This window comes from Klebsiella sp. BIGb0138 (assembly GCF_004342285.1).
Lineage (GTDB): Bacteria > Pseudomonadota > Gammaproteobacteria > Enterobacterales > Enterobacteriaceae > Klebsiella.
Map to the genome: position 1 here is coordinate 176,773 of NZ_SMCV01000010.1, position 26,385 is coordinate 203,157.

Sequence of the window (26,385 nt, forward strand, 5' to 3'; positions counted from 1 at the left end):
ATGAAAACCGGGATGGCGGGGGAGTCGCTGCTTATTTCGGCGCTTAACGCCTGCCGGTCACGGCTGAAAGCCTTCATTCGCGGCCGAACCTCGGTGCGCGCCGATGCGGATGATATCCTGCAGGAAGTCACTTACCAGCTGATGACCGTGGAACAACCGGTGGAGAACGTGGCTGCCTGGCTGTTCCGCGCGGCGCGCAACGAAATGACCGACCGGGCGCGCAAAAAACGCGAGCTGCCGCTCGCGGGCTATTTTAGCGCTGCAGAGGAGGGCGAGCGGCCTGAAGATGAGATCTCAGAGACGCTGTTCGGCGTAGCGCACACCCCGGAAGAGGAGTACCTTAAAGCGCTACTGTGGGAAGAGCTGACTCAGGCGCTTGGCGAACTGCCGCCGGCCCAGCGCGAGGTGTTTGAGAAAACCGAGCTGCAAGGCTACAGCTATAAGGCGCTGGCGGAAGAGAGCGGGGTCAGCGAGCAGACGCTGTTATCGCGTAAACATAAAGCCGTTCTCTACCTCCGCACGCGCCTGCGCGTCCTCTATGATGAACTGATTGCCGACTAGGCTCCTCCGGTCGTCGCTGCGGGCGGCCGGGTTTTCTCCTTCCTTTTTTATACTTCTGATATCCCCTACTGGGGATATTACCGTTATTATACCCACAAGAGGATATTTTTGCCGATTGACATTATCCTCACCAGGGTATAAATATGCTTTTATCCCCAAGAGAGGATAAGGAGAGCGTGTGAGCATTTCACCGATGATATATGGCCCGGTTCAGCTGGCTAACTACCTCAAGCTGATCCGGCAGAACAACCACTGGACGCAGAGCGATCTGGCGAAGCGGATTGGCATAAAGCAGGCGACCATCTCTAACTTCGAAAACCATCCGGACAAAACCACCTTAGTGACGCTGTTTAAAATTTTACAATCGCTTGAAATGACGATGGTGCTGAGCGAAAGAAATGCGCCGGCCGTTGGGGTAAAAGACGATAGACCACAGGATCTGGAGTGGTAATGGCAACCCTCGTAACATGGATGAACAATGAACGCGTCGGCGAGCTGATCAAGCAGAGTAACGGGGCGCACGTTTTCCGCTATCAGGAGAGCTGGATGCGCAGTCCTCGCGCCCGTCCACTCTCGCTGTCGCTGTCGCTGCCGCTGCAGTACGGCAACATCACCGCCGATGCGGTGTTTAACTACTTTGATAATCTGTTGCCGGATAGCCCAAAAGTGCGGGAGCGGATTGTTAAACGCTACCAGGCGCGCTCAAAGCAGCCCTTTGATCTGCTGGCCGAGATCGGCCGCGATAGCGTCGGGGCGGTGACGTTACTGCCGCCGGGAGAAAACGCCGACCGGGGAGCATTAAGCTGGGAGCCTCTGGATGGCCGTAGCCTGGAAGCGCTGCTGACGGCCTATCAGTCCGATATTCCTCTCGGAATGGTCAACGAGCAGGATGATTTCAGGATCTCGGTGGCCGGGGCGCAGGAAAAAACCGCGCTGTTGAACATCGACGGCCAATGGTGCATTCCCACCGGCACCACGCCCACCACCCACATTATTAAGCTGCCTATCGGCGAAATAAAGCAGCCTAACGCGGTGCTGGATCTTAGCGAGAGCGTGGATAACGAATATTTGTGTCTGGCCCTCGCCAGGGCGCTGGGTTTCGCGGTACCGGATGCCGAAATTATGCAAACCGCCAGCATCCGCGCGCTGGCGGTGGAACGTTTTGACCGCCGCTGGGCGCGGGAAAACACGGTGTTGCTGCGTTTACCGCAGGAAGATCTGTGCCAGGCTTTTGGCATTCCATCATCCATTAAGTATGAGTCAGACGGCGGTCCGGGCATTCGCCGGATCATGGACTTTCTGCTGGGGTCGAGCGACGCCCTGAAGGATCGCTATGATTTTATGAAGTTTATCGTTTTTCAATGGCTGATTGGCGCCACCGATGGGCACGCCAAGAACTTTTCGATTTTCCTCCAGCCGGGCGGCAGCTACCGGTTAACCCCGTTCTACGACATTATCTCCGCCTTTCCGGTACTGGGCGGCGCGGGGCTGCATATGAGCGATCTCAAGCTGTCGATGAGCCTGAAAGCGAGCAAAGGGCGCAAAACGGACATTCATACCCTCTATCCCCGTCACTTTTTAGCCACCGCCAAAGAGGTGGGGTTTGCGCAGGAGCAGATGCTGGAAATTCTGCATGATTTTGCCGATAACATCCCGCGGGCTATCGATACGGCAAAAGGGTCATTACCGCCCGATTTTTCCCAACCGGTCTATGAGGCGATTATTTCGCACTTACTCAGGCTTCATGCCCGGCTGCAGAGCGCGCTCGAGCAGGGTTAGCGAATGCTGACCTGAAATATTCCCCACGTTCATCCTCTTCCCGGTTAACACCGCGCCCAGCATGGCGACGCACTTCTTTTCCGCGCGGAGCGCGTTAGCCATATTAGTGGAAACCTTAGCTAATTTTATCATTTGTCAGTAAAAGGTCTGTCCTTGCAGAATTGGTTCTAAGGCAGGTCAGGCGTAACTTTAAGCATGAAATTAAAACGGTACGGACCTTGTCTCTTTAGCCGCGATATTAGCGCGGTTTTTCTCCAGGATTTTGCAACCACGAATAGGTCTCGCCATGAAGTTATGCAAATTATTCCTCCCGGCGCTGCTTGCCGGGAATTTATCTACCGTTTGGGCCGCTGAGCAAAATGTTCCTTCTTATTCGACTTTCCAGGTGACTGCGGATGAGGCGCTGAAAAGCAAACTGCCGGCGGAGATTATTCAACGCGGTTATATCGTGGCGGGTACCAACCCCAATACGCCGCCGACCACCTTTTTTCAGGAAGATAATAAAACGCTGGCCGGTCGCGAGATCGACCTGATGAATGCCGTCGCCGCGCGTCTCGGCGTGACGGTTCGCTGGCAGGATACCGGCGGTTTCGACAACATTATTCCCGGTCTCAAATCAGGCCGCTATGACGTGGCGCTGTCTAACATCAATGCGACCCGCAAACGCCTTGAGCAGGTTGATTTCGTCAGCTATTACGATGCCTCGCGTCTTGGCGTGATTTCGCGCAAAGACGCCAGTATCGCACCGTTTACCTCCTTTGATGCGGTCTGCGGCGCGGAGATCGGCGCTGGCGCCGGCACCACGCAAATCGCCCGGCTTGAAGCGGCCAGCAAAGCCTGTACGGATGCGGGCAAAAATCCGATTAAAATCGCTGTCTTCCCGGATCGGCCATCGGGCGTCCAGGCGGTGGTCAGCGGCCGGGTGCCGATGTTCTTTGGCCCGTATGAGGGACTGACCTATCAGGTCAGCCAGGTAAAAGCACTGGCGCTGAGCGGAACAATTCACGTTGATGATGCGCCGGTCTCCGTCGCGCTGCAAAAACAGTCGCCGCTGGAAGACGCGATCCAGGCCTCGATCAATTCGCTGATTAAAGACGGCACGTATCAGAAGATCCTCGACAAATGGTCAATCGGTTTCGGTGCCGTCACCGAGTCGAAACGTAACGAAGAGATTTTCGGATGAGCAGCGATACCCACCGCGGTCAGCAGCCGGAAGAACTGCGGATCGTCAGTAAAAGATATATCGGGCGCTGGATCAGCGCCCTGATCGTGGTGCTGGCGCTGGTCGCTATCGCGAACTCCATGCTCCACAACCCGCGCTTTGAATGGGCGATAATCGCCGAAAACTTTACCGGACCATCGATACTGCAGGGCGTGCTGATGACCCTGCAGCTCACGGCCATCTCGGTTATCTGCGGTTTTGCCGGCGGCACCGTGCTGGCGCTAATGCGTCTCTCCTCCAATCCGGTACTGGTTGCCGTCAGCTGGGGGTACACCTGGTTTTTCCGCGGCGTACCGATGCTGGTTCAGCTGTTTCTGTGGTACAACATCGCCGCGCTCTATCCCACTATTTCACTCTCGCTGCCGTGGGTAGGGGAAATCTGGAGCGCGTCGGCCAATTCGCTCATCAGCCCGTTTAGCGCGGCGGTGATTGCGCTGGTGATGCACCAGTCGGCGTATGCCGCGGAAATTATCCGCGCCGGTATCCAGAGCGTCAGCGTCGGCCAGGTAGAGGCCGCGCGGGCGCTCGGCTACCGTCCGGCGCAGATCTTCCGCCACACCGTGCTGCCGCAGGCGATGCGCGCGATCCTGCCTCCGGCTGGCAATGAGGTGATTGGTCAGTTGAAAACCACGGCGGTGGTGTCGGTGATCTCCCTGCAGGATGTACTGTTTTCCGCGCAGATTATCTATCAGCGAACCTATGAGGTGATCCCGCTGCTGCTGGTCGCCACGCTGTGGTATCTGCTGCTAACCTCGCTGCTTTCGGTGATCCAGTATTACGTCGAACGCTATTTCAGCCGCAGCAGCCACCGTAAGGCGAAACGCAAATCCCGACCGCATTCCGTCGCCGTCAGGCTTAATTCAGGAGAGGCCAGCCATGGGTGAGGCGATTCAATTTCGTAAAGTCAGTAAACGTTTTGCGGGAAATACCGTTCTTGATGACATCAATCTCGATATTCCAGCCGGGTCGGTGACCGTGATCCTTGGGCCGTCCGGTTCGGGCAAATCGACTTTGCTGCGCTGCATCAACCATCTGGAAAAGCTGGACGGCGGCACGATCCGCATCGGCGGCGAACTGGTGGGCTATCAGCAAAAAGGCAATGCGCTGTATGAGCTGAGCAGCCGGAAAATCGCCGAACAGCGCAGCCGCACCGGTATGGTGTTCCAGCAATTTAATCTGTTTCCGCACCGCACCGTGCTGCAGAACATTACCGATGCGCCGCTGCGGGTGAAAGGACAACATCGTCAGCAGGTTCTGAGCAAGGCTCGCGCGCTGCTGCAGCAGGTCGGGCTGGCCAACCGCGAAGATGACTGGCCGCAGCAGCTCTCCGGCGGGCAGCAGCAGCGCGTGGCGATTGCCCGGGCGCTGGCGATGGATCCAGAAGTCATGCTGTTTGATGAACCCACCTCCGCGCTGGACCCGGAGCTGGTGGGGGAGGTGCTGCAGGTGATTAAAAAGCTGGCCCATTCCGGGATAACGATGGTCATCGTCACCCACGAAATTGGTTTTGCCCGCGAAGTCGCGGACAACATCGTCTTTATGGAGGGCGGAAAAATCGTCGCCTCGGGGCCGAGTAAAACGGTGCTGGATGATGCCGAAAACGTCCGTGTCCGGGAGTTCCTGTCTACCGTTCTGTAAAGAGTAAATCAGTAAGCCGTGACAGACTGTCACGGCTTTTCAGCCGGCTCAGCGCCGCCACCTCTTCCCGCTGCGCGTCCGTCGCCCGCGATAAGCAGGTGCGTACTTTACCGGCTAAATCGAAAGGAATAGCCAGGCTTTGCTGGCGGGTAAAGCGCTTTTGTAGCGTGTGACCGGTGCGTAAAAAGATCGTCACCTGGTGAAAACGGGCCGCCGGATTCAGCTCGTCCGGCGGGGCGGTGAGGTCCGGGCGGCGGACAACGGTCCGTGCCAGCGCGGCAATTTCCGGATCAAGCGCGCCTTGCGAAAAATCGGCCAGCAGCAGCGTCTCACGCAGCAGGCTGGCGGCAATCACATATTCGAGACTAAAGCGGGCTTCGATGCCGTTGCCCGGCTGGCGCACAGAGGCCGCAATATCGCCGCCGGGCGGGAAAGAGACTTCGATCTTTTCCAGCTCTTGCTTCAGCGCCGCAAGGCTTTTTCCCTGCCGCAACCACTCCTGGCGAATAGCGCGCGCGGCATCGGCGGCGCCGTGCGTTCCGCCGCAGGTCGGCCAGGGTTTGAATTCCAGCCCGGGGTGAACGATGCGCCACGGCGTGCCCCAGCCGGCGGTGAGCTTTTCCGTTTGCTGCGCATTGGCACAGCAGGCGGCGAGGAAAGCGTCCAGGACTTTATCTGCCTGGCCGTGAAATCCTGCTATTGCCAGCGATGTGGCGCTGACCGCGGCCTGCGCCGCCAGTCCGGCGTGGAGCGGTTTAACCTCGCTGCCAAACTGCGCCCGCAGCCCCGAGGCCTGGGTGGCGGCAATCCCCAGTATCACGGCGCTATTTTGTTCATCCGCCCCGACCAGCCGTGCGCAGGCCGCCGCCGCGGCGATGGTGCCGAGCGTCGCGGTGCTATGAAAGCCGAGGGTATAATGCTGTGGCCCGGCAGCAAGTCCGAGGCGCCCGGCGGCTTCCACCCCGATGACATAAGCATCGAGAAACCGGTCGCCGTCGATATCCGGTCGTTCAGCCGCCAGCGCCAGCAGCGCAGGCAGGATGACGGTAGAGGGATGGCCACGAAAATCGGGATGAAAATCATCGAAATCCAGCGCGTGCCCGGCATAGCCGAGCCGCAGCGCGCGGCTCCGGGCATCGTCCGCCGGGTAAACCTGGCGCAAACTTTTCAACCCGGGATCATCAATATCTCCGCGCGTCACCGGCAGCGTGACGGCGAGAAAATCCAGCAATCCCGTACGGGCCTTCGCGCGCGCGTCGGCGGAAGGCAATGTATCGACAATCAGGGCGGCCAGCGCCCGGGTTAAGCTCATCGGCTATTTTCCTGTGTCCTGCTGGCGGAGTGTCTCCAGCGCCTGCGCGCCAAGCTGCGCAAGATAGTTCGCGGTCGGGAACAGCGCGCGATCGTCGACGCGGAATTCGGGATGATGCAGCGCGAAGGGGCCGCCGGAGCCGATCATGATGAACGCGCCGGGGAGTTTCTGCTGGTAAAAGGCGAAGTCCTCGCCAATCGGGCTGGCCTCGACGCGTCGCGCCTCAAAGCCGGAGGCCTCGCCCTGGGCGAGGGCGAAATCCACCCATCTGGCGGTATTGACCACCGAAGGCGGACCGGGCTGCCAGTCGAGATCGATTTGCGCGTCGAAGGCTTCCGCGATGCCCCGCAGTACCTGACGGAAACGGCGTTCGATCAGTTCGCGGGTGGTCTGGTTGAAGGTGCGCACCGTCCCTTCCAGCCAGGCGCTGTCGGGGATGACGTTCCAGGTACTGCCGCTGTGTACCTGGGTGATGGAGACCACGGCGTTATGGTCGGAGGGCACATTGCGGGCGATCAGCGTCTGCAAAGCGCTGATAACCTGTCCGGCGATGATAATCGGATCGTTGCCTTCATGCGGCCGGGCGGCGTGGCTGCCGGTGCCGGACAGGGTGATGGCGAAACGATCTACGCCGGCGGTCAGGGCGCCGTCCTTACTGCCGAGGGTACCTACGGGGAGTGACGGATCGTTATGGATACCGAAAATCACGTCGGCGTCGTCCAGCGCGCCGGTGGCGATCAGCGCCGGCGCACCGTGGCCGGTCTCTTCCGCGGCCTGAAACAGGATGCGCACGGTGCCGGTAAGCGTCTCTTCCCGCGCTTTAAGCAAAATTGCCGCGCCTAACGCCGCCGAGGTATGGAAATCATGACCGCAGGCGTGCATTACCCCCGGCGTCAGCGAGGCGTAATCCAGCGCGGATTTTTCTTCAATCGGCAGGGCATCGATGTCGGCCCGCAGCACCACGATGGCACCGGGTTGGTGGCCGCCGATTTCAGCGACCAGGCCGGTTTTCAGCGGCAAATCGAGGATGCGGATCTGCCGCTGTTCCAGCGCGGCTTTGATGTCCGCGGTGGTCTGAAACTCCTGATTGGAGAGCTCCGGGTGGCGATGCAGATGATGACGAAAATCCTGCAGGAATGTCGCCAGAGGCTGATGTTCCTGGGGGATAGCAATATCGGGCATGTCAAACTCCTGTGGGCGGCTGTCGTTCCAGCCAGCGGGCGTGCTGTGATTCATCGAGAACTTTTTTCATATACAGCGTGATGTGGCCTTTGCCGAGGTCGGTTGTATGCATCGGAACGAACCCCAGCTTGCGGTAGAAATCGCGCAGCCACGGATGACTGACCGCGGTGCCGAGCGAATAGGCGGGCGCTTTCAGCTCGCCCAGCAGAATGGTCTGTTCCAGCCAGCTCAGCAGTTTTCCGCCAAGATTTTGCCCTTTGAACTCCGGATGCGTGCCGAACCAGCCGATATGCGGCAGGTTAAACGGCCCTGGCAGGATACCCCACGGGAAACGCAGGGTGACCGAGGCGACCATCCGTTCGTCGTAAAACAGGGCAAAGACGGCGTGCTCGGTAAGGTGTCTGGTCACCCGCGCCAGATCGGCGGTGGCGGCATCAAAATGGATTCCCAGCGCTTTAATCGGCGCATAGGCGGCGAGCATCAGCGCCAGGTAGTCGTGCCTGTCGTCCAGCGTCAGCCGGCGGAAATGGTGGGTCATAACACGTGCGTCTCCGGTGGCGATAGATGTCCGGACTGCTCAGCTAAGCGGATGACTTCATCAACCTTCTGCGGCGCGCAGCCTATATAGTTTGCTGGATCCAGCCAGCTTCGCAGATCCTCTTCGTTGATGCTGGCTGCCAGGGTGGGATGGGCGAGCAGAACGGATTTAAAAGATCGCTGCTGTTCAAAAGCCCGCATGGCGCAGTCGTAAACCAGGCGGTGGGCGCTCTGCTTGCCGATTTTTTTACCGACCTCGAACATCACTTTTTCGGATAACAGCAGACCGTCCTGCATCTGCAGATTAGCCGCCATCCGGGTTTTGTTCACCGTCAGGCCGGATAAAATGGCATGAGCGTTTTGCAGCTGCGCGGAGAGATAAACGGAGATTTCTGGCAGCGCAATCCATTCGGCACGCCAGCTCATGGCATCCCGTTCGTGCTCAACGTGCATCGACTGATGGATCAGGGCCACGCTGTGTAGCAGCGGGGCGGTCAGGCTGGCTAGCCCCTCAATCGCCGCCGGATTGCGCTTATGCGGCATGGTGGTCGAACCGATTTTACCGGCGCTGAACGGTTCCTCGATCTCGTTAATTTCGCTACGCATCAGGTTATACAGCTCGTTGCCGATTTTACCTAAGGTGCCGCTGATAAGCGCCGCCAGCGAAGCGTATTCTGAAAAGCGGTCCCGGGCTGACTGCCAGCTGATGGTCGGCGAATTGAGGTTCAGATACGCCAAGGTACGGCGCTCAACTTCGGGACCGATCTCGCCGAGCGCGGCGTAGGTGCCGATGGCGCCGCTAAGATTGCCGGTGAGTAGCCGGGGCCTGATGGCCGTCAGGCGATCGAGATGGCGGATAAACTCATCCAGCCACACCGCGGCCTTAAAGCCAAATGTCGTGGGCAACGCCTGCATACCATGCGTGCGCCCGGCCATCAGCGTGTACTGGTGATCGCGAGCCAGTTTTTTCAGCGCGTTAGCCACCGCGATGCTGTCGCGCGCCACAACGTCCAGAGTTTGTTTAAGCTGTAAGACGGTGGCGGTATCGACGATATCCTGTGTCGTGACGCCATAATGGATGTATTCGCCGGCGGCGCCGCACTGCTGCTGTAGCGCGGTCAGGACCGGCATCAGCGAATGTTTCATCTGCGCGCCGGAGGCGGCGATCGCTGCAATGCTGAGCTTGTCGGCGTCAGCCAGTTCGCCGATAGCGAGGGCTGCCTGCTCAGGGATAACGCCAAGCTCGCCTTCGGCTAAGGCCAGCGCCACCTCAACGTGTATTTGCTGCGTCAGGCGATTTTTCTCTGACCAAATTTCCCGCATTTCCGCGGTGCCAAAATTATTACCAAGTAAAAGAAAATCTATTGGGTGCGCGGCCATAATAATCTCATTATTTAAAGGGCTAATTTATTTTTCAGTTATCAAACGGGCCAGCTGAATCTCTTATTTGCAGAAAGCCGGTTGTTAAATTAGTCCCATGTCGCAGTATCATTTCTTTGATCCTGCGCATAATGCAAGAGCTTTTAAAGGGATAGCTAAATTTCATCTATCCTATTGCGAATTAGTGAATAAGGATTGCAAATCAGCGCTTTGTTTCTTTTTTTCATTCTCGTAGGATGGAGTAATAACCTTTTTAATATATCCAGAGATTCACTTTCCGTTTATTACGGAAGGCGTACCGGAAAGTTGTGATATCTCCTTTTTATCCGAAAACAGGCCAACAACGTGTTCGCTATTAAATCACCGCAAACCTATCACCATCAGCCCGGGCTGTGCGCCCACGTGGGGGAACTTCTCCACAAGCAGGCGACCAATATCGCGATAATCACCAGTCCACAGGCATGGAAAGCGGTTAATCCGCAGCTGGAGAACAGCCTGCATGCTGCCGGGATCCGCTGGCAGACCCATTTTCTGACCACGGAGTGCACCGATGCGGCGATTATGACGCACCTGGCCTGCGTTCGCAGACAAAACGCGACCCTGGTGCTGGGGATTGGCGGCGGACGGGTACTCGATTGCAGCAAAGCCATCGCCAGCCAGCTGGCGGATGTCGCGCTGGTGACGCTACCGACGGTAGCCGCGACCTGCGCGGCCTGGTCGCCGGTGAGTATTATCTATAACGAATGCGGCGGGCACCTCCGCAGCCAGCCGCTGTCTCTGATGCCGCTGATGGTACTGGTCGACAGCGAAGTGATTGCGCGCAGCGACGCGCGTTATCTCAGAGCCGGGATCGTCGACGCGCTGGCGAAGTGGTATGAATTCCGTCCGTATCAGCAGAAAAGCGATGACAGCCTGGCGCTCAACCTGAAAGTGCAGGCGGCGCGGCTGGCGGTGGAGATCTTCGAAAAATACGGCGCACAAGCGGTAAGGGACAATGAACGGCAGGAGGTCACCCCGGCACTGATGAAAACGATCGATGCCAATATCGCCGTCGCCGGGATGGCGAACAGTATGCGCGATGATACGCCGGCCCCGGGCGTGGCCCATGCGATCCACAACCGTTTGACCCATCAGCCGGAACTGCACGGCTGGCTGCACGGCGAGAAGGTCGGTTTTGGCCTGCTGGTCCAGTCGTTGCTGGAAAGCCACGACGGCCAGCCGGAAGCGGAACTGCTGGCGCTGCTTCGGCGCTACGGGTCGCCGCTGGCGCTACCCGATATCGGCGACAACCGTGCGGAAACCCTTGCCGTCATTGCCCGCGAAGTGAAATTCCCGGCAAAAGAGGCGGGGCGCCTGCCGTTCTCTGTTGCCGCCGAAAATATTGAGCATGCGCTACTGGCGATCGACAACGCCACTTTTTGAGAAGGAAAGATAATGAGCCACACCACCTCCCGGCAGCTGCGCCTTGGTCTGTTCGTACAACCGCTTGGCCACCATGTCAGCGGCTGGCGCTTAACCGAAACGCTGGGATCGCCGACCGATATTGAATGGCTGACGTGGATCGCCAAAAAGGCCGAAGAGGGTAAGTTCGATATGTTCTTTATCGGCGATGCGCTGGCGACCAGCGTTTACCGTCTACCGTCTACCATGGCGCGCCTTGAACCGCTGACGCTGCTGGCGGCCCTGGCGGTGCAGACCCGGCATATCGGTCTGGCGGCGACGGCCTCCACCACCTTCAGCGATCCGTTTAATCTGGCGCGTAGCTTTTCATCCCTCGATCATATCAGCCACGGTCGCGCCGCGTGGAACGTGGTGACCTCTTTTTCTACCGATGTGGCGCGCAATTTCAGTCGCGAAAATATGCCGATGCACGCCGAGCGCTACGCGGTCGCCCATGAATTCCTCGAGGTGGCCTTCAAACTGTGGGAAGGCTGGCAGGACGGGGCGGTGCAGCCGGATAAAGCGAGCGGGCGCTATTTTGTGGACGAGAAGATTCAGGCCATAAACCACCGGGGCAAATATTTCCAGGTGCAGGGACCGCTGAATATTACGCGTTCCCCGCAGGGGCGGCCGGTGATTATCGAGGCCGGTTCCTCCGCCGACGGGCAGAAACTTGCGGCGCGAACGGCCGAAGTGGTCTTTACCGCCGCCGCCACGCTCGAAGAGGCGCAGGCGTTTTACCATTCGCAGAAACAGCAGGTGCAGGAGGCGGGGCGCAATCCGGATCACGTGCTTATCCTGCCCGGGGTGATGCCCATTGTCGGGCGTACGCGAGAAGAAGCGCGGGCGACGTGGCGCGAGCTGAATACTCTGGTGGATATCGATAACGGCATTCGTCAGCTTTCCACCCGCTTTAATATGGATCTTAGCCAGTTCCCGCTCGATGGCCCGGTGCCGGCCGTCCCGGCGGGGGAAGGGAATCAGAGTCGGGTGAAGCTGCTGACCGATCTGGCGTATCGCGAAAACCTGACGCTACGCGAGCTGGCGGCGATTGCGGCCGGTTCACGCGGCCACCGCGTGCTGGTGGGAACCGCAGAGGATATCGCCGATGATTTCCAGCGCTGGCTGGAACAGGGCGGTGCGGACGGCTTCAATATTATGCCCGCCGTAATGCCGGAACAGCTTTCCCTGTTTGTTGAGCTGGTGATCCCTGAACTGAGACGTCGCGGCCTGTTCCGCGAGGAGTATGAGTTCAGTACGCTACGCGAAAATCTGGGTCTGCCGGCGATCGGCCCGCAAGGATAACAGAATGACCATTTCTCTCTCACAGCGCGTGCAGCGCGTTTCGCTTTCGGCTAACGCGGCGGCGAAACAACGTACTAACGATCTTAAAAAGGCGGGCGTCGATATTCTCGATCTCACCACCGGCGAGCCGGATTTCGATACGCCTGAACATATTAAGCGGGCGGCATACGAGGCCATTGCCCGCGGAGAAACCAAATACACGGCAACCCAGGGAACCCGGGCGCTGCTGGAAGCGGTGCAGAAGAAACTGCAGCAGCAAAACCAGCTGCAGTTTGCCGTGGAGAACATCATCATCGCCAACGGCGCCAAGCAGGTTATTTTTAATGCCTTTGCGGCCACGCTGAATGACGGCGATGAAGTCATTGTGCCGGCTCCGTACTGGCCGACCTTTCCGGACAGCGTGCGCTTTAATGGCGGCACGCCGGTGCTGGTGGAATGTCACCTGGAACAGGGATACAAACTACAGCCGGAGCAGCTGGCGGCGAGCATTACGCCGCGCACGCGCTGGCTGGTGCTCAACCATCCCGGTAATCCGGACGGTGCGGTCTATTCCGCGGCAGAATTAGCGGCGCTGGCGGAGGTGCTGCGGCAACACCCGCAGGTGCTGGTGATGCTTGACGATCTCTACGAACAGATACTTTTCGATGGCCGCGAGCACCGCAATTTGCTCAATGTTGCCGCTGAATTACAGGCGCGTACGTTGCTGGTGGGAGGCGTCTCGAAAACCTACGCCATGACCGGCTGGCGCATTGGCTTCGGTGCCGGGCCACAGGCGTTGATTACCGCGATGACCGTCGTCCAGTCGCAGATCAGCTCCGGCGCCAGTTCGGTCAGCCAGGCCGCGGCGCTGGCCGCCTGGCGCGGTGAGCTGGATTTCCTGGCGCCGCAGGTGGCGACCTATCAACAGCGTCGCGATGCGCTGGTCAGCATTCTTGCCGGCATTGACGGCCTTGCGCTGACGCCGCCGCAGGGCGGGTTCTTCGTCTTCGCCCGCTGCGCGGGGCTTATCGGGCGCTACCGTCCGGACGGGGTGAAGATTGAGACGGAAGCCGACGTTGTGGATTACCTGCTGGAAAACGGGGTTTCGGGGGTGGCAGGCAGCGCTTACGGGCTGTCGCCCTATTTTCGCCTGTCGATTGCCACCGATACCGCTACCGTGATTGAAGCAGGGCGGCGAATTGCGGCGGCCTGTTCCAGATTGGTATCGGGTTAACATTGGATGCGAACTTTTACTGTGGCTGCTATTGGCCTTTGAACACCGCAGATGAGATTGACCGGCGGGCGTCTGGTGATGAGGCGCCTGCCTCTGATGAAGATAGCGGTTTAAGTCCGTAAAAACGGGTAACGGCAGGGGGTCATGCCGCTGGCTATCCTTTTCTGACTCACTATTTCTGTATGAGGCCATAACCGCAAACTTTCCTGCCAGCCGGCGTTTAATTCTATAAAGTTATAATTAATTTCCTTTTATTCATTTGAAATATATAAATTGATGATTACCATCGTCTGGACATCTATACTTCCAAACCGTTGGGTGGATAAGCAACAGCATGATTATTCTCAGGAATATTTCGAAAGTTTTCGACCAGGGAAAGGCATCGATCGCGGCAGTGGATGGCGTCAATCTGACGGTGGAACAGGGACAAATTTACGGCATTATCGGCTACAGCGGCGCCGGGAAGAGTACGCTGATTCGTCTGTTGAACGGGCTGGAAAAGCCCACTTCCGGCAGCGTGGTGATTAACGGCCAGGATATTTCCGCCGCCAAAGGGGAGGCCCTACGTCAGGCGAGGCTCAAAATCAGCATGGTGTTCCAGCACTTCAATCTGCTGTGGTCGCGCACCGTAAGTGAGAACATCGCTTTCTCGATGCAAATCGCCGGCGCGCCGAAGGCGACCATCAAACGCCGGGTGGCTGAACTGATTGAGCTGGTCGGGTTAACCGGCCGGGAAAATGCCTGGCCTTCACAGCTGAGCGGCGGGCAAAAACAGCGGGTGGGGATTGCCCGCGCGCTGGCGAATAGCCCGGACGTTCTGCTGTGCGATGAAGCCACCTCGGCGCTGGATCCGCAGACGACCGATCAAATTCTGGAGCTGTTACAGGACATCAATCGCCGCTTCAAACTGACGATCGTGCTGATCACCCATGAAATGCACGTGGTGCGCAAGATTTGCAACCGGGTGGCGGTCATGGAGAACGGCAAGGTGGTTGAGGAAGGCGAGGTCATCAACGTCTTCAGCCATCCGCAGCAGCCCATTACCCGCCAGTTTGTGCGCCAGATTGGGCAGTATGCGGATGAAGCGTTTAATCCGCAGCTAAATCAGCATCTGCGCGGTACGGTCATTAAGCTGACCTTTACCGGCCACAGTACCCACCAGCCGATTGTCGGGGAATTAACGCTGCGCTATGGCCTGCCGTTCAACATTCTGCACGGCAAAATGACGCAAACCGCGCAGGGGGTCTTCGGCCAGCTGTGGGTTCACGTGGAGGCTAATGCCGAACAAATAGCGAATATCCTCGCGGATTTACGCCGCAGCGATATTGAAGGCGAGGTGATTCACCATGTTTGAGACATTATTTCCGCACCTTAAATGGCCACAGCTATGGGCAGCGACTCAGGAGACGCTGTATATGACGGTGCTCTCCGGGGCGGCGACTTTTGTGCTGGGAATTATGCTGGGGCTGGCGCTGTTTCTGACCGCCCGCGGCGGGCTGTTTCAGAACCGAACGCTCTATAGCGTTATCTCGGTGGTGGTGAACGTCTTTCGCTCGATTCCCTTCATCATCCTGATTGTGTTGCTGATCCCGTTCACCAAAACCCTCGTCGGCACGATTTTAGGCGCGAACGCGGCGCTGCCGGCGTTGATTGTCGGCGCCGCGCCGTTTTATGCCCGGCTGGTGGAGATTGCGCTGCGGGAAGTGGATAAAGGCGTTATCGAAGCGTCCCGTTCCATGGGCGCGCGTCTGAGTACCCTGATTTTTCGGGTGTTGCTGCCTGAATCATCGCCGGCGCTGGTGTCCGGTATCACCGTGACGCTGATTGCGCTGGTGAGCTACAGCGCCATGGCTGGCGTGATCGGCGCCGGCGGCTTAGGAAATCTGGCTTATCTGGAGGGATTCCAGCGAAACCACGGTGACGTCACGCTGGTGGCGACGGTAACGATTTTGATCGTTGTCTTCATCATCCAGTTCTGCGGCGACCTGTTGACCTCTTTGTTAGACAAACGCTAGTTAGACAAACGCTAATAATATCAAGGAATCACATCATGAAAAAAACGTTAACGATGATTGCAGCCGTCACCTTAAGCGCCATGAGCTTTGCCTCATGGGCGGATACCCTGACCGTCGGGGCCTCCAACGTGCCGCATGCGGAAATTCTCGAGCAGGCGAAGCCGATTCTGGCGCAGCAGGGCATCGATCTGGAGATTAAACCATTCCAGGACTACATCCTGCCCAATACCGCGCTGGCGGGTCGTGAAATCGACGCCAACTATTTCCAGCACATTCCTTACCTCAACAGCGTGCTGAAGGATCATGCCGGCGATAAATCCTATGATTTCGTCAGCGCCGGGGCGATTCATATTGAGCCGATCGGCATCTACTCGAAAAAATATAAATCGCTGAAAGACCTGCCGCAGGGCGGGAAGATCATTATGCGCGATGCGGTATCAGAAGAGGGGCGTATTCTGTCCATCTTCGAAAAAGAGGGGGTGATTAAACTGAAGCCGGGCGTCGATAAAGTGAATGCGCGCATCAGCGATATCGTCGATAACCCGAAGAAACTGCAGTTCCAGCCTAACGTTGAAGCGGCGCTGCTGCCGCAAATGTATAACAATGATGAAGGCGACGCGGTGGTGATTAACGCCAACTATGCGATTGATGCCGGTCTCGATCCGGTACACGATCCGATCGCCGTGGAGAGTGGAGAAAATAACCCTTACGCCAACATCATTACCGTCCACCGTGGCGATGAGCACAAAAAAGATATCGTCGCGCTGGTGAACGTTCTGCACTCAAAAGAGATTCAGGACTGGATTCGCAGCAAGTATAAAGGCGCCGTGATCCCGGTAAATAACTGATCTGCAGCTGCGCGGCGGAGCGTTTCGCCGCGCAGTTTCCTTGCCGGACGCTATCTTTCTGCTCTCCCTCAGCGTCCCCACCGGCTTTGCAGATAATTGACGGCCTGCTGGGTCTGCGGTTGATTGAGATAGTTTTCCCTGAACAGGATGGTGCCCTGGATTTGTGGCATCGACTCGTTGAGGTCGAGCTGTTTTTTCAGCTCAGGCACGCCGCCGTTCACCATCCAGTCGGGCTCACTCTTCGACGGTTCACCAACTTTATACAGCGCCACTCCGATATAAAGTCGCGTACCGGTCGGTTTCACCACGTCCGCCCACCATTTCGCCAGCACGTCATATCGGGCCGCGTCGCGGGCAAAGGGCCAGTACAGCTGCGGGGCGATGTAGTCGAGCAGCCCTTGCTGAACCCAGCTGCGGGTATCGGCGTAGGATTCATCATAGGCCGCCGCGCCACGGGTGTCTGACCCCGCCGGGTCGTGCGAACGGTTACGCCAGACGCCGGCGGGGCTGACGCCGAATTCAACGTCGGGGTTAAGCTGTTTGATGGCGCGCGAAACCTGAGCAATCAGCTGCTGGGTATTGTGCCGCCGCCAGTCTGCTTTTGCGGCATATCCCTGACCATATCTTCGGTAGGTCTGACTGTCGTTGAGGGCTGAGCCCGGGGACTCGGTATAGAAGTAATCATCAAACTGCACGCCATCAACCGGATAATGCTCAACGACCTCCGCCACGATGCTGGTGATCCAGTCGCGAACCTCCGGAATGCCGGGATCGAGGACGAAGCGCTCCCCGGCGGTACGGACCCAGTCACGATGCAGAACAAAGACGCTGGCGGGAACCTGCGGCAGCGTCGCGTTGAGCTCGGCGACGGTCTTCGGCCGGATATTTACGGATACCCGGTAGGGATTGAACCAGGCATGGACCCGCATCCCGCGTTTGTGGGCTTCATCCAGCATAAACTGTAGCGGGTCGTAGCCAGGATCCTGGCCGATTTTGCCCGTCAGCATATCGGACCAGGGCAAAATTTTTGACGGCCACAGAGCGGTGCCATCCGGTTTCACCTGGAAGAAGACGGTATTGATGCCGAGGCTTTTCAGCTTATCCAGTTTGTCGGTGAGCGCCTTCTGCTGCTGCCGGATGCGCGCCTGCGGGTCGCCAATCGTGACGGAGGCAACCGGCGGCCAGTCGAGACGGGAGACCGTCGTCAGCCAGACGCCGCGCACCGGCTCATGGTTTTTGCCCGGATGGGGGTGTTTGAGCGCCGGTGGCAGCGGAGTAACCACGGAGACCGGCGGTTTGCTGCTGCAGCTGGCAAGTAGCAGGGCGATGGCGGCCGCCACCCCTGACCTTGTCAGGTTGGTCATCACATCCGGGCGGTAAAAGCGCATGATCATATACGCCTGCTGGTTAGGTGAGTGCGTGAAAGAAGCATTTTCATATTCTTCAAATTTATATCAACAGGCTGTCTTCAGGCTTTTCCTGGACGGTTTTCGTCCCGGAGCCTGGCCGCAAGCTGATAATTATGTCGCCGTTTACCATGATTTCTCAATAAAAAACATTAAACTTTGATCGATTCTGGGTGAGGATGTCCTTAATACGTTAAAATTCTGCCCGGTGAGTAACTATTCATCTCGAATGGCGAGTAACGCTGGACTTCCATGAAAAACACATCATTTCGACATCGCCTTTGGATCATTTCATTTTTGATTTTTGCGCTGGCTCTCGGGAACGGTTTTTGCTACTGGCAGATGCAAAAAAATCTCGACGCGGATATCCGCTCCCGTCTTCAACAGTCAATAGCCAGCCTTGATGTGACGCTCTCCCATGCGCAACAGGCCGCCAGCCAGGCAGCACCGTATCTGGGTAAAAGCTGTAATGAACAGGTCTTGACGGCGATCCGCACCATTGTCGCGACCATTCCCGATGTCCGCACCGTTAATCTGGTTAACAATAATGAAATATACTGTACCTCGGTGTTTGGCGGCCGTAAATTCAAGGTCGATCAGGCGCAATACGCCCATGGTCAGATGCTGATGATGGGCGGTAATGAAATAACGCCCTCACGCCCGCTAATTGTTTACAGTGTGCAGGACCAGCGGGGTCATACCGCGCTGATCGGTATTGATGGCTACTATTTATATAATATATTAAATGTGCTCGATCGCGATGCCCGCTTATATTTAAAAGTAGCTGACCGGTTTATGTCGAAAACCGGCGCGGTGACCCGCCATCCGGATATTAATAAGGCCGTGGAATTACCCTCGCAACGTTTTAAATATTCCGTTATTGCCGACCGGGGATATGCTTCCAGTGTCGCCAGCTTTATAAAATATGAGCGCAATTCGTTGCTGGTTATCATCCTCGTCGCGCTCCTCGCGACGTTCCTGTTCAGAAACTATCTCAACTACCGTGAAACGGTAGAGTACATGCTCAAGCAGGCGATTAAGCTGAAACAGCTGCAGCCCTGGATCCAGCCGATCGTCAATAGCGAGACGGGAGTAGTGGTTGGCGGAGAGGTGCTGGTACGCTGGCAGCACCCGCGGCTGGGGGCTATTTCTCCGGATAAGTTTATTGCGGTGGCTGAACAGACCGGGCTGATTAAAGGGATCACCGACATCTGTTTCACCGAGGTGATTAACCAGTTTCGTAGGCGGGCGCAGACGATCCCGCAGGGATTATTTATCTGTTTTAATACCAGTTCGCTCAATTTCCAGGACCATGACATTATTGCGTTGTGCCGGCAGTTTATGGACCGGCTGAATGCTTCTCAGGTACGGCTGGTGCTGGAGATCACCGAACGCGAATCGATTGAAAATACGCGGCAAACCTCGCTGGTGACGGAAAAACTCAGGGCGATGGGAGTGGAGTTTTCCCTCGACGATTTTGGTACCGGATATGCCAACTACAGCTATTTACAGCAGTTCACGCCAGAGTTTATCAAAATTGATAAGATTTTTACGTTTAACATCTTAACCAACCATGCCTCCGCGCTGGTGGTTAAAAATATGGTGAACCTGGCGAAGAAATTCAACTGCCAGATTATCGCCGAAGGAGTGGAGGAGAAGGCCCAGATCGCGATGTTGAAAGAGATGGGGATCGACATATTCCAGGGTTATTATTTTTCGAAGGCGTTAACGGTCGATGAATATATCGCTATGGTTGGCGATAAATCGGCCCTGCGCGGAAAATAGCGCGACGGAATAAATAGCGGCAGCGTACGCAGGGCCGTCCGCGCCTCCGACGGCGCGTTTTCCCTCTATGGGCTGCACAGCGCGGTGGACGACGCAATGCTTAACCTCGCGACCGGGCGCTATTTATCCTCTTTCCCCTCATCTTCTTGTTAGCATCTTCACAATACCGCAACAAAATTATTCACACTCATGATCATTTTCGCACTTTTGCACCAGGGCAGTGCGCAACGTGTGAAAAGAGCAACTATGTTTAGCACGCTGGTCGGTACGGACGCCGCAGTTCCCGACTCGCCACGTGATGGCAACAGAACCTCCTGACCTGTACTGAAATGCACGTTAGCCGGAGGGGGATGCGCTGTTACCGTGCGTGACCTCCACCCATTAGTAAGCGATCTGGCTGGCCATTTCTCCCTGGCGGGATTTTTGCTTCTTCCACCCTGGCCGTAACGGCATGCTGTCCGCCTTCGGCAAACCAAACAGTAAATGATATTTTCCGCGCCATGACCTGGCGCCAGGCTATAAATCGCTGAGGAATATCGAATGTCTCTGAAACTCAAAAAGTTGACTCTTCATTTTGCGATTGCCGGTTGTATGAGTGTGGCATTTTACGCACAGGCGGATGTGAAGATTGGGGTTGCCGGACCGTTTACCGGGCCGAATGCCACCTACGGCGCCCAGTACTGGAAAGGGGCCTCGCAGGCGGCGGCGGATATTAATGCGGCGGGAGGAATTAAAGGCGAGAAAATTGTGCTGGTTCAGGGCGATGATGCCTGTGAGCCGAAACAGGCGGTGGCGGTGGCTAACCGCCTGGTGGATGAGTCCGGCGTTTCAGCCGTGGTCGGTCACTTCTGCTCATCCTCAACGATGCCCGCTTCGGAAGTGTATGACGAAGCGGGGATCCTGACTATCACGCCGGGCTCCACTAACCCCCTGATTACCGAGCGCGGGATGAAAGACATGTTCCGTATGTGCGGTCGCGACGATCAGCAGGGGGCCATTGCGGCAAACTACATGCTTGACGTGCTGAAAGCGAAAAAAATCGCCGTTATTCACGATAAAGACACCTATGGTCAGGGACTGGCGGATGCAACCCGGGCGGCGCTGGCGAAGCGCGGCACGAAAGAGGTGCTGTATGAAGGGTTATCCCGTGGCGAAAAGGATTTCAACGCGCTGGTGACCAAAATCGGGGCGCTGAAACCTGACGTGGTCTATTTCGGCGGCTGTCATCCGGAAGCTGGCCCGCTGGTTCGCCAGATGAGGGAGCAGGGAGTACAGGCGAAATTCTTCTCCGGCGATTGTATCGTCACCGAGGAGCTGGTTACCGCCGCTGGCGGGCCGCAATTCACCGACGGCGTCCTGATGACCTTTGGCCAGGATCCGCGAACCCTGGCGGAAGGGAAAACCGTTATCGAAAAATTCCGCGCCAGCGGTTTTGAACCAGAAGGCTATACCCTGTATGCCTACGCCTCCATTCAGGCGATTGCCGCGGCCTATAACGCGGTCGGCACCGATAACAGCAAAGCCAGCGAATGGCTGAAAGCCAACAGCGTCGATACCGTGATGGGCAAAAAAGCCTGGGACGGAAAAGGCGATCTTAAAGTGTCGGATTACGTCGTCTACAAGTGGGATGATAAAGGCAAATATCACCAGCTTTAGCCGTTAACTGAACTCTCCGGCCCTGTATTAAGAAGGGTGTGACTCGCAAACAAGGCAGCGTGCGGCGGATGCCTGGCCGTTCGCTGCCCGTGTACCGGCAGGATGGTGTCTATGGAAGCGTTCTTTCTGCAACAACTGATTAATGGGCTGACGTTGGGCGCCGTGTATGGATTAATCGCCATTGGCTACACCATGGTGTACGGCATCATCGGCATGATTAACTTCGCGCACGGCGAGGTGTATATGATCTCAGCCTACCTGTGCGCCATCGGGCTGGCGCTGCTCTCCTGGTTTGGTATTCACTCTTTTCCCCTGCTGATCTTTGGCACCCTGGTGTTCACCATTGTGGTCACCGGCGTCTATGGCTGGGCGATTGAACGGATTGCCTACCGGCCTTTACGTAACTCCACCCGGCTGGCGCCGCTGATTTCGGCCATCGGCATGTCGCTTATCCTGCAGAACTATGTGCAACTTAGCCAGGGCCCCAACCAACAGGGTATCCCGACGCTGTTGACCGGCGTACTGCGCCTGCAGGTTGGCGATGGCATCGTGCAAATCACCTGGACCAAAATTTTTATCCTTGCGGCGGCGCTGATAGGGATGATCGTCCTGACCTGGATAATTCAGTACACCCGGCTGGGGCGTATTTGTCGGGCGACGCAACAGGATCGCCGGATGGCGGCGATCCTCGGGATTAATACCGACCGGGTGATCTCGCTGGTGTTTGTGATTGGCGCGGCGATGGCCGGGCTGGCCGGGGTACTGGTGACCATGAATTACGGCACCTTTGATTTCTATATCGGTTTTATCATCGGGATTAAAGCCTTTACTGCCGCGGTGCTGGGGGGGATCGGTTCGCTGCCCGGCGCCATGCTGGGAGGGCTGCTGCTGGGCGTGGCCGAGGCGCAGTTTGCCGGGCTGGTGAACTCTGACTACAAAGACGTATTTTCCTTCGCTCTGCTGGTGGCGATCCTTATCTTCCGCCCTCAGGGGCTGCTCGGTCGTCCGATGGTTGCAAAGGTTTAAGGGGTAAAACATGGCTGAAGTGTCCCGTAAACCAGGGCTGGATATCAGAAGCTGCCTGATTGATAGCGTCCTGGCCGGATTGTGCGCGCTGGTAGTATTTGGCCCGATTGTGGGCATTGTGCTTAAAGGTTATAGCTTCAATCTGTCGACCCAGCGGGTGGCGATCCTGGTCGCCGTGGTGATGACCGGGCGGCTGATGCTCAGTCTGTTGCTGCAAAGCCGCGGCGGGCGGAAATTTCTCGCGCGCTTTGAAGGGGGCGATGACGGCGTTTACGTGCGTCCCCCAGGCTATCGTTCACGACTGCGGTGGATCGTTCCGCTGCTGGCGGTGATAGCGATAATCTTCCCGGCTATCGCCACCAAATATCTGCTGACGGTCGCCATCCTCGGGCTGATTTATGTCCTGCTGGGACTGGGGCTGAATATCGTTGTTGGCCTGGCCGGGCTGCTCGATCTTGGCTATGTCGCGTTCTACGCCATTGGCGCCTATGGCCTGGCGCTGGGCTATCAGTATCTGGGGCTGGGATTTTGGGCGATGCTGCCGCTAGGGGCGATCATGGCGGCGCTGGCCGGGGCGCTGCTCGGGTTCCCGGTGCTACGAATGCATGGGGATTATCTGGCGATCGTCACCCTCGGGTTTGGCGAAATTATCCGCCTGGTGCTGAATAACTGGGTCAGTTTTACCGGCGGCCCGAATGGCGTTTCGGTCCCGGCGCCGACCTTGTTCGGGCTGGAGTTTGCCCGGCGGGCGAAGGAAGGCGGAGTGCCGATCCATGAGTTTCTGCATATCAGCTATAACCCCAACCTCAAATTTATCTTTATCTACGCGGTGCTGTGCCTGGTGGTGCTGGTGGTGCTATTTATCAAGCACCGGTTGACGCGAATGCCGATCGGCCGCGCATGGGAAGCGCTGCGCGAAGATGAGATCGCCTGTCGGGCGATGGGGCTGAACCACGTGCTGGTTAAACTGTCGGCGTTTATGCTCGGGGCGTCTACCGCCGGGATCGCCGGGGTCTTTTTTGCCACTTATCAGGGGTTCGTTAATCCGACTTCGTTTACCTTTTTTGAGTCGGCGTTGATTCTGGCGATTGTGGTGCTGGGCGGCATGGGGTCGACGCTGGGAGTGGTGCTGGCGGCTTTTGTCCTGACGGTTACGCCGGAACTGCTGCGCGGTTTTGACGAATACCGGGTGCTGCTGTTCGGCATGCTGATGGTGCTGATGATGATCTGGCGCCCGCGCGGGCTGGTACGAACCAGCCGCACCGGCGTCGCGGTACGCAAGGGAGTGGCGCCATGAGCGACAACATCTTACAGGTTGAGCATCTGATGATGCATTTTGGCGGGATCAAGGCGCTTAATGACGTCAATCTTGAGGTTAAACGCGGCTCAATCACCGCGCTGATTGGTCCCAACGGCGCGGGGAAGACCACGGTGTTTAACTGTCTGACCGGGTTTTATCGCGCCACCGGCGGGGTGATTAAGCTCAATGCCCATGCGCGGATGACCGATGTGATTCAGGTGCTGGGGCAAAAGATTCGGCCGGCTGATTTCTTACATCCTGCCGTTCTGGGGACGCGGCTGTATTACAAAATGTTCGGCGGGACGCATCTGGTTAACCGGGCGGGACTGGCGCGCACTTTTCAGAACATCCGCCTGTTCCGTGAAATGTCGGTGGTTGAAAACCTGCTGGTGGCCCAGCATATGCAGGTCAATCGCAATTTGCTGGCCGGGATTTTAAATACCCCCGGCTATCGTCAAGCGGAAAATCAGGCGCTGGACCGGGCCTTTTACTGGCTGGAGGTGGTGGGGATGGTGGATTGCGCCAACCTGCTGGCCGGGACGCTCTCCTATGGGCAGCAGCGGCGGCTGGAGATCGCCCGCGCGATGTGTACCGACCCGGAGATGATCTGTCTGGACGAACCGGCCGCGGGTCTTAACCCCGTGGAGACCCAGGCGCTGAGCCGGATTATCCGTTTCCTGCGCCAGCATCATGGCGTCACGGTTTTACTGATTGAACATGACATGGGCATGGTGATGGAAATTTCAGACCACGTGATCGTGCTCGATCATGGCGATGTGATTGCCCGGGGCGAACCGAAAGCGATCCAGTCAAACACCAGCGTGATTGCGGCCTATCTGGGCACGGATGAAGAGGAGATCGCCGAATGAACCAGCCGTTGCTTGAGTTTCGTCAGGTGGATGTTTTTTACGGCCAGATCCAGGCGCTGAAACAGGTCTCCTTAACGGTGAATGAGGGGGAGACGGTAGCGCTGATCGGCGCCAATGGCGCCGGTAAATCCACGCTCCTGATGTCCATTTTTGGTCAGCCGCGTATTGCCGAAGGGCAGATACGCTATCGAGGGGAAGATATCAGCCGACAGTCCACCCATTTTATCGCCAGCAACGGGATTGCCCAGGCCCCGGAGGGGCGGCGGATCTTTGCCGATATGACGGTGGAGGAGAATCTGCTGATGGGGACGATCCCCATCGGCAACCGCTATCAGAATGAAGATAAGGCGCGGATGTATCAGCTTTTTCCCCGTCTCGAAGAGCGACGCTCGCAACGCGCCATGACGCTGTCGGGCGGTGAACAGCAAATGCTGGCCATTGCCCGGGCGTTGATGAGCAGACCGAAGCTGCTGCTGCTGGATGAGCCCAGCCTCGGGCTTGCGCCGCTGGTGGTAAAACAGATTTTCCAGATTCTGCGTGAACTGACGCAGCAGGGAATGACGCTGTTTCTGGTGGAACAAAACGCGCACCATGCGCTTAAGCTCTCCGATCGTGCCTACGTGATGGTTAACGGCCAGATCCAGCTGAGCGGAACCGGGAGAGAGCTTTTAAATAATCCGCAGGTCAGGAATGCTTATCTCGGCGTGAGCTGAAAAGGGAAAATGGCGTACCCCGGCAACGACGGCTCGCTTGAACGAGCGTCAGAAATAAAAGCCCTCTCCTATGATGAGTGTTGCTAATATCGCCAGAATGAAATTAACCACCGGTCATTAACGCAGGGCAGGTACAAAACGAAAGGCCGGATATATCATCCGGCCTGTTGTTTCAGGATAGCGATTTTTCTGCAAATAGATTGAGATGGTAGCGATAGCTGTCCAGGAACCGTGATTTGCATGCATCATTCATACTGCCGGTGACCTGTTCAACATCCACTTTCCGCCCTTGTGAGTTCATCTGGGCCAGACTTAATGCAATAAAATCAAAATCTTTTGGATGAAACTTTTCTACGTGGTGTATTGCCTGCATATTCCTCCCTTTTAATCGCCATGAAGAGTAAGGTTTATGCTCTGCTATTTTCAGTATGGCCCAGCCTCTCGATATTCTCCTGCAGAGTCGCGAAAACTGTGAGGCCAGCCGCAGATTTTGTACTTTAGGGCGTTTCCTGCCGCCGCAATCCGCCTGTCAGGCCGTCTGGTGGAGGTAAATGCTGCCATGAAGGCGCTCCCCAGAATGATTGAGCTGTCATCAGGCGTATGTTTTATTTTTTTGTATGCGATCTGGCAAAATTAGCAGGAGGAAACTCATCATTAGTGACGAAATAAAAATTAGTTTTCCAATTGATATAGAAATGAGTGTTTACTCACAGAAAGAAAATCAGGAGTAATTATTCTGGAGGTAGATAATACAAAAATCGTACGGCGCATTTAATTCACTTCTCAGGAGGTTAATCACTCTATATTTGTGGACGACCGACATGTCTTAAGGCTCTGGAATAACGTGTTGATATTTCGATGCGCAGCATTGCAGCGGAATATTACCGGATCAATAAAGCAGAAAGAGGCGTTTTAATTCTTTCCGCAGGATGATAGTAGGGTGACTGACATGTCTGATTATAATGAAAAAAGTGCGATTTCAGCACTTCTCGCAGGTCATTGTTCCGATCCATTCTCCGTGCTTGGCATGCACTCAACCGATGCTGGTCTGGAAGTGCGCGCATTATTACCCGATGCCAGCGAGGTATGGGTAATTGAACCGCAAACCGGGCGTAAAGTCGGCAAGCTCGAATGCCTCGACTCACGCGGATTCTTTAGCGGCGTTCTGCCGCGGCGAAAAAATGCTTTTCGCTACCAG

24 protein-coding genes and 1 pseudogene are annotated in these 26,385 nt (G+C 56.8%); 19 read left to right on the top strand and 6 right to left on the bottom strand.

What is annotated here, in order from left to right:
* The 6 genes from EDF73_RS21000 (at position 1) to EDF73_RS21025 (ending at position 5,200) form a co-directional block, all read left to right on the top strand.
* Positions 1-561 (top strand): RNA polymerase sigma factor, encoded by a 561-nt coding sequence (locus EDF73_RS21000; RefSeq protein WP_132731012.1) that lies wholly within the window; start codon positions 1-3, stop codon positions 559-561.
* Between the two features lie 193 nt (positions 562-754).
* The gene (hipB, locus tag EDF73_RS21005; RefSeq protein WP_132731013.1) at positions 755-1,012 is read left to right on the top strand and encodes a type II toxin-antitoxin system antitoxin HipB; all 258 of its coding nucleotides are present in this window, start codon (positions 755-757) and stop codon (positions 1,010-1,012) included.
* The gene (locus tag EDF73_RS21010; protein ID WP_132730981.1) at positions 1,012-2,340 is read left to right on the top strand and encodes a type II toxin-antitoxin system HipA family toxin; all 1,329 of its coding nucleotides are present in this window, start codon (positions 1,012-1,014) and stop codon (positions 2,338-2,340) included. Before hipB ends, EDF73_RS21010 begins: the two co-directional genes overlap by 1 nt.
* Before the next feature lie 286 nt (positions 2,341-2,626).
* A complete protein-coding gene (locus EDF73_RS21015; RefSeq protein ID WP_132730982.1) occupies positions 2,627-3,523 on the top strand; it encodes an ABC transporter substrate-binding protein in 897 nt (298 codons plus the stop codon).
* The gene (locus EDF73_RS21020) at positions 3,520-4,446 is read left to right on the top strand and encodes an amino acid ABC transporter permease (protein ID WP_132730983.1); all 927 of its coding nucleotides are present in this window, start codon (positions 3,520-3,522) and stop codon (positions 4,444-4,446) included. The genes EDF73_RS21015 and EDF73_RS21020 overlap by 4 nt, the downstream gene beginning before the upstream one ends.
* Positions 4,439-5,200: an amino acid ABC transporter ATP-binding protein gene (locus EDF73_RS21025; protein ID WP_132730984.1), complete on the top strand. Its 762-nt coding sequence runs from the start codon at positions 4,439-4,441 to the stop codon at positions 5,198-5,200. The genes EDF73_RS21020 and EDF73_RS21025 overlap by 8 nt, the downstream gene beginning before the upstream one ends.
* Here the strand turns inward: EDF73_RS21025 and EDF73_RS21030 are convergent.
* The 4 genes from EDF73_RS21030 to purB are packed head-to-tail and all read right to left on the bottom strand — an operon-like array spanning position 5,187 to position 9,611.
* Complete coding sequence (locus EDF73_RS21030) at positions 5,187-6,512, bottom strand: MmgE/PrpD family protein (protein WP_132730985.1); 1,326 nt, start codon at positions 6,510-6,512, stop codon at positions 5,187-5,189. The two genes, EDF73_RS21025 and EDF73_RS21030, sit on opposite strands and share 14 nt — an antisense overlap.
* Positions 6,513-6,515: 3 nt before the next feature.
* Complete coding sequence (locus tag EDF73_RS21035) at positions 6,516-7,694, bottom strand: amidohydrolase (protein ID WP_207896662.1); 1,179 nt, start codon at positions 7,692-7,694, stop codon at positions 6,516-6,518.
* Between the two features lies 1 nt (position 7,695).
* Entirely contained in the window at positions 7,696-8,232 is a 537-nt protein-coding gene (locus EDF73_RS21040; protein ID WP_132730986.1) for a GNAT family N-acetyltransferase, read from the bottom strand.
* Positions 8,229-9,611, bottom strand: coding sequence for an adenylosuccinate lyase (gene purB, locus EDF73_RS21045; RefSeq protein ID WP_132730987.1), 1,383 nt, complete (start codon positions 9,609-9,611; stop codon positions 8,229-8,231). Before purB ends, EDF73_RS21040 begins: the two co-directional genes overlap by 4 nt.
* Before the next feature lie 345 nt (positions 9,612-9,956).
* Here purB and EDF73_RS21050 point away from each other — a divergent pair, with 345 nt between their 5' ends.
* From EDF73_RS21050 to EDF73_RS21075, 6 genes are all read left to right on the top strand, one after another.
* Positions 9,957-11,033, top strand: coding sequence for an iron-containing alcohol dehydrogenase family protein (locus tag EDF73_RS21050; protein ID WP_132730988.1), 1,077 nt, complete (start codon positions 9,957-9,959; stop codon positions 11,031-11,033).
* A 12-nt stretch (positions 11,034-11,045) separates the two neighbouring features.
* Positions 11,046-12,356 carry an LLM class flavin-dependent oxidoreductase gene (locus EDF73_RS21055; protein ID WP_132730989.1) on the top strand — a complete coding sequence of 437 codons (1,311 nt, stop codon included), beginning with the start codon at positions 11,046-11,048 and terminating at the stop codon, positions 12,354-12,356.
* Positions 12,357-12,360: 4 nt separating this feature from the next.
* Positions 12,361-13,569, top strand: coding sequence for an aminotransferase class I/II-fold pyridoxal phosphate-dependent enzyme (locus EDF73_RS21060; RefSeq protein WP_132730990.1), 1,209 nt, complete (start codon positions 12,361-12,363; stop codon positions 13,567-13,569).
* A 334-nt stretch (positions 13,570-13,903) separates the two neighbouring features.
* Entirely contained in the window at positions 13,904-14,923 is a 1,020-nt protein-coding gene (locus tag EDF73_RS21065) for an ATP-binding cassette domain-containing protein (protein ID WP_132730991.1), read from the top strand.
* On the top strand, positions 14,916-15,584 hold the full coding sequence (locus EDF73_RS21070) for a methionine ABC transporter permease (RefSeq protein WP_132730992.1): 669 nt from the start codon (positions 14,916-14,918) through the stop codon (positions 15,582-15,584). Before EDF73_RS21065 ends, EDF73_RS21070 begins: the two co-directional genes overlap by 8 nt.
* A gap of 35 nt (positions 15,585-15,619) precedes the next feature.
* Positions 15,620-16,432 (top strand): MetQ/NlpA family ABC transporter substrate-binding protein, encoded by an 813-nt coding sequence (locus EDF73_RS21075; RefSeq protein ID WP_132730993.1) that lies wholly within the window; start codon positions 15,620-15,622, stop codon positions 16,430-16,432.
* Between the two features lie 68 nt (positions 16,433-16,500).
* Here EDF73_RS21075 and EDF73_RS21080 read toward each other — a convergent pair whose 3' ends face one another.
* A complete protein-coding gene (locus tag EDF73_RS21080; RefSeq protein WP_132730994.1) occupies positions 16,501-17,826 on the bottom strand; it encodes a glycoside hydrolase family 10 protein in 1,326 nt (441 codons plus the stop codon).
* A 264-nt stretch (positions 17,827-18,090) separates the two neighbouring features.
* Here EDF73_RS21080 and EDF73_RS21085 point away from each other — a divergent pair, with 264 nt between their 5' ends.
* From EDF73_RS21085 to EDF73_RS21110, 6 genes are all read left to right on the top strand, one after another.
* On the top strand, positions 18,091-19,623 hold the full coding sequence (locus EDF73_RS21085; protein WP_132730995.1) for a cyclic diguanylate phosphodiesterase: 1,533 nt from the start codon (positions 18,091-18,093) through the stop codon (positions 19,621-19,623).
* Between the two features lie 597 nt (positions 19,624-20,220).
* Complete coding sequence (locus EDF73_RS21090; RefSeq protein WP_207896665.1) at positions 20,221-21,279, top strand: branched-chain amino acid ABC transporter substrate-binding protein; 1,059 nt, start codon at positions 20,221-20,223, stop codon at positions 21,277-21,279.
* A 111-nt stretch (positions 21,280-21,390) separates the two neighbouring features.
* A complete protein-coding gene (locus EDF73_RS21095) occupies positions 21,391-22,305 on the top strand; it encodes a branched-chain amino acid ABC transporter permease LivH (RefSeq protein ID WP_132730997.1) in 915 nt (304 codons plus the stop codon).
* 10 nt (positions 22,306-22,315) lie between these two features.
* Positions 22,316-23,602 carry a high-affinity branched-chain amino acid ABC transporter permease LivM gene (livM, locus tag EDF73_RS21100; protein ID WP_132730998.1) on the top strand — a complete coding sequence of 429 codons (1,287 nt, stop codon included), beginning with the start codon at positions 22,316-22,318 and terminating at the stop codon, positions 23,600-23,602.
* The gene (locus tag EDF73_RS21105; protein ID WP_132730999.1) at positions 23,599-24,474 is read left to right on the top strand and encodes an ATP-binding cassette domain-containing protein; all 876 of its coding nucleotides are present in this window, start codon (positions 23,599-23,601) and stop codon (positions 24,472-24,474) included. Before livM ends, EDF73_RS21105 begins: the two co-directional genes overlap by 4 nt.
* Positions 24,471-25,187, top strand: a complete 717-nt coding sequence (locus EDF73_RS21110; protein ID WP_132731000.1) for an ABC transporter ATP-binding protein — start codon at positions 24,471-24,473, stop codon at positions 25,185-25,187. The genes EDF73_RS21105 and EDF73_RS21110 overlap by 4 nt, the downstream gene beginning before the upstream one ends.
* Before the next feature lie 172 nt (positions 25,188-25,359).
* Here EDF73_RS21110 and EDF73_RS21115 read toward each other — a convergent pair whose 3' ends face one another.
* Positions 25,360-25,560, bottom strand: a complete 201-nt coding sequence (locus EDF73_RS21115; protein WP_132731001.1) for a glycogen synthesis protein GlgS — start codon at positions 25,558-25,560, stop codon at positions 25,360-25,362.
* Between the two features lie 576 nt (positions 25,561-26,136).
* On the opposite strand from EDF73_RS21115, the pseudogene EDF73_RS21120 reads away from it, so the two are divergent.
* A pseudogene (locus EDF73_RS21120) lies at positions 26,137-26,385 on the top strand (1,4-alpha-glucan branching enzyme); the annotation flags it as partial.